Annotated in this window: 16 protein-coding genes; 11 read left to right on the top strand and 5 right to left on the bottom strand. The window is 43.0% G+C overall.

Features of this window, described 5'->3' with window-relative positions:
* Positions 1 to 953 precede the first annotated feature (953 nt).
* Positions 954 to 2,603, top strand: coding sequence for an HD domain-containing phosphohydrolase (locus tag A7D23_RS05845; protein WP_019225775.1), 1,650 nt, complete (start codon positions 954 to 956; stop codon positions 2,601 to 2,603).
* A gap of 134 nt (positions 2,604 to 2,737) precedes the next feature.
* Here A7D23_RS05845 and A7D23_RS05840 read toward each other — a convergent pair whose 3' ends face one another.
* From A7D23_RS05840 to uvrC, 3 genes are all read right to left on the bottom strand, one after another.
* Complete coding sequence (locus A7D23_RS05840) at positions 2,738 to 3,154, bottom strand: polymer-forming cytoskeletal protein (protein WP_068883426.1); 417 nt, start codon at positions 3,152 to 3,154, stop codon at positions 2,738 to 2,740.
* Positions 3,155 to 3,172: 18 nt separating this feature from the next.
* Entirely contained in the window at positions 3,173 to 4,066 is an 894-nt protein-coding gene (locus tag A7D23_RS05835; protein WP_068883425.1) for a M23 family metallopeptidase, read from the bottom strand.
* Between the two features lie 178 nt (positions 4,067 to 4,244).
* Entirely contained in the window at positions 4,245 to 6,002 is a 1,758-nt protein-coding gene (uvrC, locus tag A7D23_RS05830; RefSeq protein ID WP_068883423.1) for an excinuclease ABC subunit UvrC, read from the bottom strand.
* A gap of 98 nt (positions 6,003 to 6,100) precedes the next feature.
* On the opposite strand from uvrC, the gene A7D23_RS05825 reads away from it, so the two are divergent.
* Positions 6,101 to 6,613, top strand: a complete 513-nt coding sequence (locus A7D23_RS05825) for a hypothetical protein (RefSeq protein WP_068883421.1) — start codon at positions 6,101 to 6,103, stop codon at positions 6,611 to 6,613.
* Positions 6,614 to 6,616: 3 nt separating this feature from the next.
* On the opposite strand, the gene A7D23_RS05820 is transcribed toward A7D23_RS05825, so the two are convergent.
* On the bottom strand, positions 6,617 to 7,060 hold the full coding sequence (locus A7D23_RS05820; protein ID WP_068883419.1) for a DMT family transporter: 444 nt from the start codon (positions 7,058 to 7,060) through the stop codon (positions 6,617 to 6,619).
* Positions 7,061 to 7,206: 146 nt separating this feature from the next.
* On the opposite strand from A7D23_RS05820, the gene A7D23_RS05815 reads away from it, so the two are divergent.
* The 5 genes from A7D23_RS05815 to A7D23_RS05795 all read left to right on the top strand — a co-directional run bounded on the left by A7D23_RS05815 (position 7,207) and on the right by A7D23_RS05795 (position 10,863).
* Positions 7,207 to 7,563, top strand: a complete 357-nt coding sequence (locus A7D23_RS05815; RefSeq protein ID WP_068883418.1) for a hypothetical protein — start codon at positions 7,207 to 7,209, stop codon at positions 7,561 to 7,563.
* Between the two features lie 199 nt (positions 7,564 to 7,762).
* A complete protein-coding gene (locus tag A7D23_RS05810) occupies positions 7,763 to 8,248 on the top strand; it encodes a metallophosphoesterase (protein ID WP_015042461.1) in 486 nt (161 codons plus the stop codon).
* Positions 8,249 to 8,288: 40 nt separating this feature from the next.
* Positions 8,289 to 8,945 (top strand): DUF2103 domain-containing protein, encoded by a 657-nt coding sequence (locus A7D23_RS05805; protein ID WP_068883416.1) that lies wholly within the window; start codon positions 8,289 to 8,291, stop codon positions 8,943 to 8,945.
* An 88-nt stretch (positions 8,946 to 9,033) separates the two neighbouring features.
* Positions 9,034 to 9,639 (top strand): FMN-dependent NADH-azoreductase, encoded by a 606-nt coding sequence (locus A7D23_RS05800; RefSeq protein ID WP_068883414.1) that lies wholly within the window; start codon positions 9,034 to 9,036, stop codon positions 9,637 to 9,639.
* Positions 9,640 to 9,855: 216 nt separating this feature from the next.
* Positions 9,856 to 10,863, top strand: a complete 1,008-nt coding sequence (locus A7D23_RS05795) for a GGDEF domain-containing protein (protein WP_242871504.1) — start codon at positions 9,856 to 9,858, stop codon at positions 10,861 to 10,863.
* 151 nt (positions 10,864 to 11,014) lie between these two features.
* On the opposite strand, the gene A7D23_RS05790 is transcribed toward A7D23_RS05795, so the two are convergent.
* The gene (locus tag A7D23_RS05790; RefSeq protein ID WP_025205466.1) at positions 11,015 to 12,307 is read right to left on the bottom strand and encodes a replication-associated recombination protein A; all 1,293 of its coding nucleotides are present in this window, start codon (positions 12,305 to 12,307) and stop codon (positions 11,015 to 11,017) included.
* 209 nt (positions 12,308 to 12,516) lie between these two features.
* Here A7D23_RS05790 and A7D23_RS05785 point away from each other — a divergent pair, with 209 nt between their 5' ends.
* The 4 genes from A7D23_RS05785 to mnmA all read left to right on the top strand — a co-directional run bounded on the left by A7D23_RS05785 (position 12,517) and on the right by mnmA (position 15,739).
* Entirely contained in the window at positions 12,517 to 12,960 is a 444-nt protein-coding gene (locus A7D23_RS05785; protein WP_019225784.1) for an Rrf2 family transcriptional regulator, read from the top strand.
* Positions 12,961 to 13,035: 75 nt separating this feature from the next.
* Positions 13,036 to 14,205: a cysteine desulfurase NifS gene (gene nifS, locus A7D23_RS05780; protein WP_019225785.1), complete on the top strand. Its 1,170-nt coding sequence runs from the start codon at positions 13,036 to 13,038 to the stop codon at positions 14,203 to 14,205.
* A gap of 70 nt (positions 14,206 to 14,275) precedes the next feature.
* Positions 14,276 to 14,650 (top strand): Fe-S cluster assembly scaffold protein NifU, encoded by a 375-nt coding sequence (nifU, locus tag A7D23_RS05775; RefSeq protein WP_019225786.1) that lies wholly within the window; start codon positions 14,276 to 14,278, stop codon positions 14,648 to 14,650.
* 21 nt (positions 14,651 to 14,671) lie between these two features.
* A complete protein-coding gene (gene mnmA, locus A7D23_RS05770; protein WP_019225787.1) occupies positions 14,672 to 15,739 on the top strand; it encodes a tRNA 2-thiouridine(34) synthase MnmA in 1,068 nt (355 codons plus the stop codon).
* Positions 15,740 to 15,787: the final 48 nt, after the last annotated feature.

Here is a 15,787-nt window from a genome sequence, read left to right as displayed (position 1 = left end):
AAGGTTCCTTTGGATCATGGAGCGTTATTCTAGTGCATGAAACGGTCATTCGAGGGCGGGCCTAAGAATCCGCTAAGGGCATACCGATGAAGTTCCTGGTGGTGGCTTGGGACGCCCAGTCGTGGGCTGCTGCTGGGAGTTAAGGACAGAGGGGGATCCGCAATGGCATGTGGGCGCTACCCTTTATCCGTGGAGGCCCAGGTACGTGGTTTGAAACATAGCTACGGCTTGGGGATGAACCTGCATTAGGAAGGAACTTAGTGCAGTGTAGCCTGCCTTGAGGTGGAAAAGTTGGAAAGGCGATGATTGGTTAACTGGTGTTGGCAAACATCCGTTATACCTGCCGGAAATTCTTTTCTGCAAAAGAGGCTAGGGTGACCGGGAGTGTTAAGGAAAACTTCTAGAGCGTTTTATTGAGAAGGATTGAAGTGCGGACTAAGTGGCGATCAAGTTCTGAGAAATGGCAACATTTCAGACCAGGAGGAAGGGGAAACCGCCCTTGCAGGAAACCAAAGGGATCCTGGTGGGAAAACCTACTTGACCTAAGCCGCAACATTTACTTCTCGATATCCTACAATCCAAGGGACTACCATCAAAAGTGGTATGTAAGATAAGGTTCTGTATTGTAGGGATAACCCCCTAAATAAGAGTAACTCCAAACCTATAAGATGCTGTTAATAGTTTTATACTGTTGGCAGTATCTTTTTGTAAATTTAGGGGTTTATATCGTGTCCCCAACCGCTTTTCGGCTATTGACCATTCATGGAGCTTTAAATAAATATTTAGTAATAAAAATATTTTGAAAAACAAAATTTTTCTTGAGTAAAATGTTTTATAATAGTATAATTAAGAACAAATAAGAATTTTTTAAATTTAAAATGACGATCATTTGGTAGCCGATTTACACTTCTTCTAAAATTATAAAACTTCTTTTAGAAAGTGAGTAAGCATTTTTGCATACACATTTGGCTGTTGAAAAAAGGAATTTAATAAATTCATTAAAAAACAGACTCATATATGAACAATTGCTAAATAAAGTTTCTCTTATTACTCTTGAAGATAGTGATATAGACGATTGCATAAATAAAAGTCTTCAAGTTCTTGGAGAAACTCTATTAGTTAGTCGAGCCTATTTATTAGAACCTTATCAAGAAACAAATATAAATAATAATTTTGTATGGGTTTCGCCCGGTATCGTGCACGAAAAAAATAATCTTCATGATATGTCGGAATGTTTTACACCTTGGTTACTAAATCAAGTGGAAAATAATAAAATAATATGTTTTTCAGACATTGAAGATATTCCCGATGAGATGACAAAAAAAATAATACTTAACCAAAGGATAAAATCTCTTTTTATTATCCCGTTATTTGTTAAAAATATATACTACGGTTGTTTAGGTTTTGATGTATGGGGAAATTATCGTGAATGGCTGGAAGTTGATGTTAACTTTCTCCAGTCTATTGCTAGAATTCTTTGTTCAACTATTGCAAATGATATGGCGAAAAAAAGCATGAATTTCGAACGTATTCAATACTGTACTATGTTTGATAGCATCAATGCGGGAATTTACGTTTCGGATATAGAAAACTACAAAATACTTTATGCAAATAAATTTATTAAAGATATTTATGGTAGAGAACCGATAGGAGAGTTATGCTATAAGGTCTTGCATAATAAAGATTATCCATGTATTTTTTGTACAAATCAAATTATAAAAGAAACCAAGGACAAACCATATATCTGGGAACATTATAATACTTTTGTAAATAAATATTTTGAAATTACCAATAAGATAATCCGTTGGAGGGACGGCAGGGATGTTCGCTTTGAATATATGTGTGAAATGTCAAAGTATAAGCAAGTGCAAACGGAATTATTAATGGAAAAGGAAGCAATTAAGTCATTGGAAGCAAAACTAAAAAAAACCAATGAGAAATTACAAATCCTTTCACAATCTACAATTACAGCATTGAGTGAACTGTTAGAACAAAAGGACTCATATACGGCTTCTCATCAAACAAATGTTGCTAATTTGTCTTGTGCTATAGCCAAAGAAATGAAATTACCGGAGGAACAAATTAAAGGAATAAAAGTAGCTGCACTACTACATGATATTGGAAAGATAGCTATACCTTTAGATATACTTAATAAACCTCGTAATTTAACAGATAATGAATTCAATTTAATCAAAGAGCATGTTCAGAATGGTTTTGAAGTTATTAAGACCTTAGACTTTTCCTGGCCAATTGCTAAAATAATTTTACAGCATCATGAAAGAATGAATGGCTCTGGGTACCCAAATGGTTTACGAAATAATGAAATACTTATAGAAGCAAAGATATTAGCTGTTGCGGATACGATAGATGCGATGTCTTCTCATAGACCTTATAGACCTGCCCGTGGTTTAGGAGAAGCAATGGCTGAAGTATTAAAACATAGTAATGTTTTATATGATAGTGAGGTAGTCAAAGCTTGTTTGTCAGTACTTATGAAAGAAAATAAAAAAAATAAAGTTATAACTCAAAAAAATTTTCAATATGCCTCTAACCATAGCGAAATTAATAAAATAAATAAAAATATCGTATGTTATAATATCTAAGAACTTAGACCTCAAGAAGATATGTTATTGGACGAAAAAATTCCTCATATTTGACACAGAGCTAAAAAAGGAGTTTTGCTGGGCTGCTGTTACAGCATTCCTGCAAAACTCCGAATCCGAATATGCATTGTTTCTTAGGACTTTTTTTCAGGGGAAGCATCATCGCGATGATCTATACTGTCAGAGACGATCGAACTTGTACCGACAAAGATGGCGCCCTGGTCGATTTTAAGCTGTTTGGCGGTGATGTCCCCGTAGAGGCGGGAGGTAGGACTTAATTCCAACAGGTCTTCGACCTTAATGTTCCCGCAGACAACACCCGTAATCGTTGCTGTAGCAGAAGAAATATTGGCTTTTACTGAGGCAGACTGACCGATGATTAAGTCGCCACCGACTTCAACAGTGCCTTCGAGCTTGCCGTCTATCCGAATATTGCCGCTCGATACCAAAGACCCCTTGAGTTCACAGTCTTCGGCAATGTATGTAATATTTGTGTTCGTGCTGATATTGCGGATAACCGGTTTTGTGTCGTTTTCTTTTTTACTAAACATGCTTAGCCGCTCCTTTGTTTATTGCGCTTCGGTATAGGTAGTAAAGACTGTCGGGTCAACGAGTTCGCCGTCAACATAGGCCTGGTAGTGAAGGTGGCTGCCGGTGCTCCGGCCGGAATTTCCGCTGTACGCGACAATCTCGCCTTTCTGAACCGTGTCTCCGACTTTGACTGTCAGTTTGGAATTATGGGCATAAAACGTTACAACGCCATAGCCGTGGTCAATCTGCACCCTTCGTCCCCAATAACCGTCATAGCCTGCATAAGTGACGGTCCCGGCAGCAACCGCCTGGACAGGTGTGCCATAATCGCAGGCAATATCAATACCGGAATGAAATTCACTGCTCCAGCCGCCAAAAGGATTGCGGCGATAGCCAAAAGGTGAGGAGATTGGGCCATTGACCGGAAGAATATTCGGTGTCCGGTTCAGCTTGTCTTTGTATTCTACGGAAGCATCATAATACTCCTGCAGGGTTTCCACATGAGAATTGAGCAGATTTGAAGCCTGATCAAGGCTTTCCGGCTCGGAATATGACTGTACGGAGTAACTGCCCCGGCTGACTTCCGTCGTACTTTTCTGCTGGATTTTAAGAATGCCAGCAATTTTAGATTCCAGTGAGGAGATGGTTAACAAGTTCTGATTGATTTCGGATGTCTTTTCATTTAATCTCGCGATTTCCAGATCCTTGGCCTGCAACTGATCTTCAAGCTTATCGACATAGGCAATTTTTTGCTGATAAACATTGATGTAATGAGCCTGGTAAATGTCATAAGCAAAAAGTCCCGTGAAAAAGATACCCAGTGCAGCTGAGCTGGTAACAATCATTTTTTTCGTTTTGACTGAAAACTGAATCTGCCGGGGTGCTTTGTCGTGGTCAGGGTGGATAATAATAATTGAGTATTTGTGCTTCAAAATATCACTCCTGAATAAGACACAAAAAACGAAAATATATTATATTTTCGCGTTTTTGTGAGTCATTAATCCATTTTCTAGGATATACGTGTTTGACTGTCTTGTCAAGGCAGGAAGAAAAATCAAACAAACATCAAAGAAATTTTTAACAAGATATAAAATAATATCTTACCTGTTTTTACGTGTGGTGAAAGTGGTTATAGACTTCTTGGGCGGCCACTGCCGACAAACCGGACTTAATAAATTCTTCAGGTGCAGCATTTTTGATCGCATCCAAAGAATCAAAAGTTCTGAGGAGCATTCTTTTTCGTTTTGGCCCGATTCCGGGGATACCATCCAGCTCCGATGCGGTCATGTTTTTAATCCGCTGCTGCCTGTGGAAAGTGATCGCAAAACGGTGCACTTCGTCCTGGATTCGCTGGATCAGATAAAACACCTCCACTCTGGTGTCAATAGAAAGCTCACGGCCTGCTTGATTGATCAGACTGCGCGTTTCGTGCCGGTCGTTTTTAACCATACCGGCAACCGGAATGGTCAAGCGGAGCTCCTTCAGAGCATCAAGTGCGGCTTTGACTTGTCCTTTTCCGCCATCAACCAGAATCAGATCCGGCATTGCGGATTCTTCTCTCTGCAGACGGGAATAACGGCGCCCGATAATATGCTTGAGGTAGGCAGTATCATCATTGTTGTTCGTGAGCGGAGCAATATTAAATTTGCGGTAGTTTGCCCGAAAGGGTTTTCCGGCTTTAAACTGAACCATACCCCCGACAATATTGCTGCCGAACAGTCCTGAAATATCGAAGGCTTCGATCGTATCGGCCTGAGCGATTCCGAGAAGTTCACATAATCCTGCCATCGTTTTCTGAATCTCTTCATTTTTGTCTTTTTCCAGGTCCATTTTTTCTTTCAGAACAGTCTCAGCATTCGAGGCGGCCATTGCCAGAAGTTGTTTGGTTTTACCTTTTTTGGGTATGGTCAGAGGAAGGATGTCCATGACTGCGGTCAATTGGATTTCAGGAATACAAATCTCATCCGGAATGACCATATCGTCCGTATAGTACTGGATCAGAAATGAAAGAAATGATTCTTCCGGTTCATCGTAGTAGGCAAAGAAGAAACTGTCCCGGGTAACCAGTTTACCCTGACGAAAACAGAAGACCTGAATATTCATTAGCTCCTCATTAAACGCGTAGGCCACGATATCGCGGTTTCGCAAATCACTTAGCGTAATATTTTGTTTTTCACCGATGGTTTTCAGGTCTTGAATCAGATCCCGGTATTCTCTGGCTGCCTCAAACTGCAGCGCTTCGGCGGCTTTGGTCATTTTTCCTTCCAGCCAGTTGATGATGCTTTTTTGATTGCCGCGGAGGAACATGATGGCTTTATCGAGGACCTCCTGATATTGTTCAGGCTCAATAGGATGGATACATGGACCGAGACATTGTCCAATATGATAATAAAGACAGGATTTGGTAGGGATCTGACTGCATTTGCGGAAAGGAAGCAGCCGGTTCAGCAGGCGGGCAGTTTCTCTGGCCGCTGTTGCATTGGGATAGGGACCAAAATATTTGCCGGCTTTTTTGGAAACTTTACGGGTGACAATAATCCGGGGGTGTTTTTCTGATGTTATTAATATATACGGATAAGATTTATCATCCTTCAGCATAATGTTATAGTACGGGTCGTGTTTTTTGATGAGGTTGCATTCGAGCAGGAGAGCCTCAACCTCAGAAGATGTCAGGATATATTCAAAGTCGGTAATTTCACTGACAAGTTTTTGGGTCTTCTGATCATGGGACCCTGTAAAATAAGACCTTACCCGGTTTTTCAGCACCTTGGCTTTGCCAACGTAAATAATCTTACCAGTAGCATTTTTCATCAAATAAACGCCAGGATTATCCGGCAGCAATTTCAGTTTCTTTTGCAGCAAATCCATCAAAATTTTTCACCTCAGTTAAATTGTAGGGGGAATATTTAAAAGATGCAACGTCATATTCTCCAATAAATGGACGTATATTTTCTTGGGGTGGTATTATGCGCAGCAACGCCTGGGGACGTCCTCCTCAAAATGATATCTGGGGCGATATTAAAGTGCTTGCATTATGGATATTCATCGTCGGTATTGTCGGATATTTGCTATTCCCGGATTTTTTTCATAATGTTTACGATCAGCTAACCTCCGCAACTGCAAATACTGAAGAAATAGGCGAAATTACGCTGCCAACCTCAAGTGAGGTTAAGGATACCACAACAGGGGATGGGACGGATACAACTAGTGTCTATAATTCCATCTACACTGGGGATAGTGAAATCTCAGACGGATACTGGGCGTTGTTTGTCGGCGACAACGAGTTTCAGCAACTTTCTTTGTCGACAGAGAGCTATGCGTATATTATAAGGCTGATCGATGGAGATCGGAAAGGGGAAGCAACAAAAATATTGCTGCTTTCCGCTAATGGCAATATTCACAAATACGTGGTCACGGAAGAAGTTTATAATATCCTCTTGAATTTAAATATGATCAATAACCGTTCCGGAACAATCTAGTATTTATTTAAACAGCAGCTTTGCCCCACCGATAAAAAGTGCAAGACCCAGCAACTGCCACGGATTCCAACTTATTCTTTGGACCCCGAAAAGCCCAAAGTGATCAATAATGACCGCAAGGCCGACTTGTCCAAGGATAATGGCTGTCGTGGCATTGCATACGCCGATTCTGGATATCGTTATGGCGACTAAGGCAACGATTCCGACACTTAACGCTCCTCCCAAATAGAGATACCAGGGGATTTGCAGCCATTTATGCCCAAACATAGGTACTTTCCAAGCCAATACGGCCAAAAGGGCAATCAAACTGCCAATGATGTGTACGATCAGCGTCGAAGAAAGCAAAGAAGTTTTTTGCGTCAGCTGTGAATTCAGCGTTCCCTGCACGGCCATTGCAGCTCCGGAGATTGCTGCTAGAACAGCAGGCAGCGAAAAAAATTTTAACATACTCTAACCTCCACTAAATTAGCACATATATTAAAATAAAGATTTGATGTTGGGCAAGAACACCAAGTCAGTAAAAAATATAGTAGTATTTGTTCCGTCTTACAGGGAAAAATGTTGATAAGCAGCTAATGAAAAGAGGTGGCAGAATGAATATAGATCCTGAAATGGTCAGAAGGGCGCAGATATTGCTTACTTTAGATCATTCTTTGCCTCAGGTTAAAGAGATTCTTTTACGGGAAGGTTATTCGGATGATCAAGTGGCTGATCTGATAGATGCGACAGAAGAAGTACTCAATTATTTTGTTCCGCCTGTGTTTGACGACAATAAAATCGCGATAGATATCCGCCATTCCAATAAAGACCTTGACGGTGATCCGAGCCCCGATCTGCTTGTAGACCGATTCAGCGGCAAGATAGAGCTGCTTACTCCTCATTTGCAGGAAACCTGGAGGGTTGCCAACGAAATTCGCAAAACCTTAAAATGTCAATGCCAGTATTTATAACGTTCTATAACAATGAAGAGAACAGAGATGAATATCTCTGTTTATTTTTACATATTGTCTGTTAAATTATGTAGACAGCTATTGGCAAATCAGCAATTATTCATTACTATTATATAAATACGAAATTAACCAAATAATCCGAAAAGTATTAAATGTGGAACATGTATCCAAAGCAGTCTGACAGAACGGGAGGAAAGAAATGAAAATTGCCATTCTTTCTGATACACATATTCGCTATGGACGGAAACTCCCTTCATTTGTCTGGAATGTTTTAAGTGAGGTTGATACAATTATTCATGCAGGAGATGTTGTGACGAAGAGTCTGATTGAGGAACTGGATTTGATTGCACCGGTCATTGCAGTCAGAGGAAACTGTGACTGGTTAATGGAAGAGCTGCCGGAGAAAATCATAGCCAAACTAGGTTCTCTAAGGATTGGTGTTACGCATGGTTATCTTGGATCCGGAAAGAATACCCCGGAAAGGGCTTACAATTTCTTTTCGGGAGAAGATGTAGATATGATTATCTTTGGACACAGCCATATACCTTATAAAAATGTCTATGAAGGGGTATTACTGTTCAATCCTGGATCTCCAACAGAAAGAAGAGGACAGCCACAGTTTTCGATGGGCTTATTAAACTTAAGTGAAAAAGGAAATTTTGATATCCAGCATCTGTTTTTTTAATTATTTTTGTCCTGTCCATCGCACAGTTTGAGGTTATCATATGAAATTTCGCCGCAATAAAATTAAAAGGGAACACAGCATCATAACCGGCGCCCTGGACTGGCTGGAGGATTTGAGTAAGCGCCGCGAAATCACAGACATTATTCCCGGGGTGATTGATGTAACCAATACCAGGGAACGCGGTGCGACCTATCAATACGAGACACCGACCGGATGTAAGATCCTACTGAAAAATGGCGGATCTGTTCAGGAGGCCTTTATCGTTACCCGGAGCCCTGAGGTAGTTAAGGAATGGGCGGCAAAGCTCATGGAAGAAATCAATTATTTTCAAGCTGCTCTCGAAGAGACCAGGGATGCCCTCCCACACAAAGATCACCAGAAAACGGAAACTCGGGCTGCCAAACAAAAAGCTCCGGTCCGGACAAAGTCGGCAAAAGAATTAGTCCGGGAAACTTCAGAAACCTTTCTCAGCAGCAGGGACACTCTGCTTGCCGGGATTAAAGAAGATTATCAGCTCGTGGAAATCAATCGGGGTCTTCGGGATTCCTATGTGGAAAGCCTTGCCAGCATGGGAGATCTGGAAGATCCTAAATTGGAAGACGCTTTGCAGCCGGAGATACGCCAGGCGCTGGAGAAACTGCAGGAAAAGCTCCAGGGAAAGGGAAAAATTCGGCAAAAGCAGCCAAAGCGAAGATGATTGTTTTGGTTGGAAATGGCAGTCATAGCTTTATCAAAAATGACTAAAACTATTTGAAGATTGTCAATGATTATGGAGGATAAAAATTATGGCTAAAGTACTGTATATTAAAGCAAATCCCAAGCCGGATGAGCAGTCGAGGACGTTTCGCCTTTCAGGGAGTTTTATCACCGCCTACAGGCAAAACAATCCTGGTGATGAGATTATTACCCACGATCTCTACCAGGAAGGTGTCAAGCCGCTGTCTGCTGAGGATCTACAATCTGTTTTTGGTCCAAAGGACGCGGATTCCATCAATCATCCCGTTTTAAAGTATGCTTATGAGTTCAAGGCCAGTGATAAAATCATTATCGCTGCTCCAATGTGGAATCTCAGTTTTCCATCCATTCTCAAATGTTATCTGGATAATATTACGGTCACCGGGATTACCTTTCATTACACCGAACAAGGCCCCGTGGGCTTATGCCAGGGAAAAAAAGCTGTTCATATCGTAACCCGGGGCGGCGCTTATTCGGAAGGAGCAGGCGGTGCTTATGAAATGGGTGACAGGTATTTAAGAACAATTTTCGGTTTTCTGGGCATCACCGACTTTACAACAATCGCTGCGGAACAACTTGATGTTATCGGATTTGATGCGCAGGGAGAACTCTCCCAAAAAATGCAGGAAGCCGAAGAAAAAGCCAGAACATTTTAAGCTAGATACTGGTATTAATAAAAATAATAAATATACGAATGACCCGGCTCTTCCGGGGTATTGTTCTGTCTTGATGCTCAGATTAAAGATTACAGGTAAAAATATACATCTATATGAATCATTTTGAAAAATACTTCCAAAATTATGATTGTTATCCAAAAAATATCATGTTATGATTTTCAATATGACTGGTATTAATTTAAAAAAAGAATAGAGATGGGGTTAGTGAAGGAAACGAATCTTAAGCAGGGGTTTTATCTAGTCCTGTTAAAGGCCATGATACTGCTATCAGCGTTTTCAATTATTGGAAATCTTGCCGTAGGCTACCCATTAAGCCTCAATATTAAATGGATTTTTTTACTCGTTTTAGCAGTATGCAGTATATTGTATGAAAGACATAGAGGTTTTTCCGACCGCAGCAAATTTTTGTTCTTTTTGGTTCTGACAGGGATTGTTCTGCCTTTTGGTTTTATCGATGCCGGAGGAAGTAACAGCTTTACGATTGCGTATGTATTTTTTCTCTTGATTGTCGCCAGTTACATTCTTGACGGCTGGTACCGCAATACAATTATCGCTGTGATTATTCTGGCTTTTATCGGTGTCCACACTTACGCCCATTATTTCCCGGAAAGAATACCCATACTGGATCCCGGCAGTTTTTTCGTGGACCAGCTGATTCAGATTCCAATTGTCCTGTTTTTGAGTTTCTTAGTTGTACGCTATTTTGCTGATGCTTACTACCAGACGAATCGAAGGCTCATGCAACTCGCTCACTTTGATGAGCTGACGGGGCTGCTGAACCGAAGAAATTTTAATGAGATCCTACAGCAGCAGTTTGAATCCGGAAATCATAACGGTCATTTGATCATGCTTGATGTTGATAATTTTAAGATGATTAATGATAAAGAAGGACATCTAGCCGGAGACGATGGACTTAAACGTTTGGGGGCTATTTTAAGGCGGTATTTTGATAATGGGAAAAATATGATCAGCCGCTGGGGCGGCGATGAATTTATTATTATTTATTTTGGTGAAAGCGGACACGTGGAGACAGTTTTGGAACAAGTCAAAGCAGAATTTAAAGACTATGTGAAAAATATTGAACCGAAGGTCGACCTTAGTTTCGGGATTGCCCCGTTGCAGGGATGCCAGACCCCGAATGATGTACTGGCAAAAGCGGATGAGGTCATGTATGAAAAGAAAAGAGAAAAGAAGAACAGTTAGCCTGATTTTCTTTTCTTAGAGATTATCGATGTACACTTGTGCTAAAAGACAGCGAGGTGTGCGTTTTTTTTGCTCGGATTTTTAATTGTTGCCAACTATTTGTCATTGACATGAAAGAAAAATTATTTTTCTCACAGATTAGGTAAGTTTATTAAGTCGGTTTTCCTCTGTTCTTGTCTATCCCGCGACCGGTCGGATCAAAGAATTTTGCTCCCTTGGCTTCTTCGGGCAGGTAGTCCTGTTCGACCCAGTTGCCCGGATAAGCATGCGGGTAAAGATAGTCTAAACCATGGCCAAACTTCTTGGCGCCGGGATAAGAGGCATCTTTCAGATGCAGCGGCACTTGGCCGGCTTTGTTTGCTTTGACGTATTCCTGAGCCTGATTGATCGCCGCAACAACAGAATTGCTTTTCGGAGCAGTCGCAATAGCCAGGACAGCTTGTGCCATCGGTATTCTGGCTTCAGGCAGGCCAACCCACTCCAAGGCATTGGCTGCGGCATGGGCCTGGAGCATGACTGACGGATCAGCAAGGCCGACGTCCTCGGAAGCATGCACGATGATCCTGCGCATGATGAACCGAGGGTCCTCGCCGGATTCCAGCAGAACAGCAAACCAATACAGGGCTGCATCAGGATCGGACCCGCGCATACTTTTGATCATCGCCGAAATCATGTCGTAATGGTTGTCACCATTTTTGTCAAAACGGAAGTGTCTTTCCTGAACGGACTCTATGGCGGTTTCCAGATCAATCCTGCGGATCCCGTCTTCAGGAGCTGTGGTCAGAACTGCGAGTTCGAGCGCATTTAACGCCCGGCGCAAATCTCCGCCGGCGAAATCAACCCAATGCTGAAAGGCTTCTGCTGTAATCTCCGTATGGTAATTACCAAGACCCCGCTCATTGTCCTTCAAGGCATTCTCAAGCCCCAGACGGAGTTCATGTTCTGAAAGAAGATTCAGTCTGAAAATCGTGGAACGGCTTAAAAGAGCGGAGTTGATTTCAAAATAAGGGTTTTCAGTGGTTGCTCCGATAAAGGTGATCATACCGCGTTCAATAGCCGGGAGTAGAACATCTTGCTGGCCTTTGTTGAAACGGTGGACTTCATCGCAGAACACAAGCGTCTTCTGCTGATAAAGATGCAGCCTTTCCTCGGCTTTTTCCAGAATATCTCTGAGCTCTTTGACGCCGGAAGAAACAGCATTGATCCGGATAAAGTTTGAGGTTGTTTTATTGGCGATGACCTGGGCCAGGGATGTCTTACCTGTTCCAGGCGGACCGTATAAAATGATCGATGTCACCCGGTCTGCTTCAATGGCGCGGCGCAGAAGTTTGCCGGGCCCAAGAATTTCCTGTTGGCCGATTAATTCTTCGAGGGTACGGGGACGCATTCTGTCGGCCAGGGGAGCAACTTTGCCGGAGTCAAAAGCAGCCGAAAAAAGATTCATTTTCTTTTTCCTCCAAAATTATTCTTGCAGATATACTTGATCATTGATAAACCAATAATAAAAAGGAAATGTTATGAAAGATGAATCCATTATATCAAATAAAATTGCAAAAGAATAACCAGAATGCTTATTGACAAATTCCGATTGGTTTAGTAGGATATAAGCGTACTGACGAAGGGTAACATTTTGCATGGCATGAGGTGAATTGCGTGAGATTTTCTACCAGGGGCAGATATGGCGTACAAATCATGGTTGATTTAGCCCAGCACGCGGCTGATGGTCCGGTTTCCCTGAAGTCTGTCGCTGACAGGCAGAAACTATCTGAGCATTATCTGGAACAGCTCGTTCCTGAGCTGCGTAAGGCAGGGCTGGTCAGAAGCATCCGGGGGCCCCAGGGCGGGTATGAACTGGCCAAGCGCCCTGAACAAATCAATATCGGCGATGTGATCAGGGTACTGGAAGGGCCGATCGCACCAGTCGAGTGCGTTACCCAGTCGGAAGAAGACTGCTGCCAGAAAACAGATTTCTGCGTAACGCGGGAAGTATGGATGAAGGTTAGGGATTCCATCAACGGTGTCGTTGATTCTATTTCTCTGGCTGATTTACTAAAAGAAGCAGGTAGCGGCGGAGAAAACTTGGGATTTCTTCAATAGGTGTCTGAGATGATGATTTTGCTACGATCTGTCAGATAATTGTCGACAGATAAGAGCTGCTTAATGGGGGATAAGATGAAACGAATATATTTGGATCATAGTGCCACAACGCCGGTTGACCCGCAGGTGGCAGAGTTAATGATGGTGTACTTTACAGAGTACTACGGAAATCCATCCAGCGTACATTCCTTTGGAAGACAAGTTCATAAGGCCATCGACGAAGCCAGAGAAAAGGTTGCATCTCTGATTGGAGCAAATCCTTCGGAGATTACCTTTACCAGCGGCGGAACGGAAGCTGATAACCTGGCCATTCAGGGTGCCGCCAGAATAAGAGCAAAAAAAGGCACGCACCTGATTACTTCGGCGATTGAGCATCATGCTGTTCTGGATACTTTTAAATACCTGGCTAAAAACGGCTACGAAATAACCATTGTGCCGGTCGATGAGGAAGGCTTGGTAAGTGTTCAGGATATAGAAAAAGCAATCCGTCCGGACACGATTTTAATCAGTATTATGCACGCCAACAACGAGGTCGGGTCGATTCAGCCTGTCGCTGAAATAGGCCGGATTGCCAGGGAAAAAGGGATCCTGTTCCATGTCGATGCCGTCCAGTCTCTTGGAAAACTGCCAATCGATGTAAATCAGATGAATGTTGACCTGTTAACGATATCGAGCCATAAAATCTATGGCCCGAAAGGGGTCGGGGCTTTATACATTCGCAAAGGCGTCAGGATTTCTCCGCTTGTTTTTGGCGGTTCGCAGGAGAGAAAAGTCCGTTCCGGTACGGAAAACGCTCCGGGGATCATTGGTTTTGGCAAAGCCTGTGAGCTGGCCGGACAAAGGATGGCAGACGAAAATATTGAACTGGTCAGACTCCGTGATAAATTATTCGACGGAATCCTCGCCAGCATTGATCGTGTCAAGGTGAACGGCCCGCGTGGCGCCAAGCGTCTTCCGAACAATGTCAATATCAGCATTAATTTTATTGAAGGAGAATCACTGCTCTTAAGTCTCGATTTGGTTGGAATAGCCGGTTCCAGCGGTTCGGCCTGTACTTCGGGATCTTTGGATCCTTCGCATGTTTTACTGGCCATGGGTTTAAGCCACGAGGTTGCCCATGGTTCTCTGAGGCTCTCGCTTGGCAGACAGAATACGGATGAAGAGATCGATTATGTGTTACAGGAGCTTCCGAAGATCGTGCAGCGCTTAAGAGAAATGTCTCCCTTATATCATAAAGCAATTTGAACTAGCTTAAAGCAAATAGATAGTTCCTCAAAGCAAGTTGAAAGACAGGAATAAGACAGGAGTGAATCAGATGTATTCAGAAAAAGTAATCGATCATTTTACGAATCCCCGCAACGTAGGTGAAATTGAAAATGCAAATGGCGTTGGGCAAGTCGGCAACGCCAAGTGCGGCGACATTATGCGGATTTCAATGGTTGTTGAAAACGATGTTATCAAAGATATCAAGTTTAAGACATTTGGCTGCGGGGCTGCGGTAGCGACCAGTAGTATGGTTACGGAAATGGTCAAAGGCAAAAGCGTGAATGAAGCCCTGGATATTTCGAACGCTGCTGTTGCCGAAGCCCTTGGAGGTTTGCCTGAAGCCAAGCTGCACTGTTCCAATCTTGCCGCAGATGCTGTTCATGAAGCTATCAAAGACTACATCCAGAAAAAGACCAAGGTCTGAGGAAGGATGAAGGTTAAACGTATGAAAGTTGCTGTTGGAATGAGTGGCGGCGTGGATAGTTCCACCGCCGCTGCTTTACTTCAAGAAAATGGTCATGAGGTGATCGGAGTCACCATTGTGACCCATGAAGGCGGACTTGCTGAAACCGCTGCGCTGGAAGCAGCTGAGCAGCTCAGGATACCGCTGCATGTGCTTGATTTCCGGACGGTTTTTAAACAGGAAGTCATTGATTCGTTTGCGGAGAGCTACTACAGAGGGGAAACGCCAAATCCGTGTGTGCTGTGTAACCGGAAAATCAAATTTGGAGAATTGCTGAAACAGTCGCGCAGACTTGGTGCCGACTATCTTGCGACCGGTCATTATGTTCGGAAAATGGTTGACGAAACTTCAGGCCGCTGGCTGATCCAAACCGGGCTGGACGCGAAAAAAGACCAGAGTTATGTGTTATACTCCTTAAGCCAGGAGCAGATTGCCCATGCACTTTTCCCGCTTGGTGATTATACGAAAGAACAGGTCAGGGACTTGGCGAGGAACAGAAAATTGACAGCTGCTGACAGCAGTGAGAGTCAGGAAATCTGTTTTATTCCTGACAACAACTATGCGGAATATATTAGGACGGCAATGGGCAAAGATTCTGAACCAGGTGATTTCACGGATTTCTCCGGCCGCATTATCGGCAGACACAGGGGATTGATCCATTATACGGTCGGACAGCGCAAGGGATTAGGGGTAACATTTGGTAAACCAATGTTTGTGGCTTCGATTGACCCGGTTGGCAACAGGGTAATACTTGGAGAAGGAAATGATCTCTATACCGATGTTCTCTGGGCGACAGATCTGAACTGGATTGCTCTGGAAAGGCTGTCCGGCCCCTTGAAGGTGCAGGCCAAGATTCGTTACAAGGCGAATCCCGCAGCAGCTGTTCTTTATCCTGAAAATAATCTTGTCAGGGTTCAGTTTGAGACTCCGCAGCGGGCAGTTACTCCCGGTCAGTCGGTTGTGTTCTATGACGGGCCGACGGTGTTGGGAGGAGGGGTCATTGTATCGGATAAGTGCGGAATCCGCCAAGATCTTCTTAAGGCAGAATAAGAAGTGATTGACGGAGGGCTGACCCGTGCGAAATACTTCTTTCAGCGA

The sequence above is a fragment of the Dehalobacter sp. TeCB1 genome (genome assembly GCF_001707455.1).
GTDB lineage: Bacteria > Bacillota > Desulfitobacteriia > Desulfitobacteriales > Syntrophobotulaceae > Dehalobacter > Dehalobacter restrictus.
This window is presented reverse-complemented; position numbering and strand designations above follow the sequence as displayed.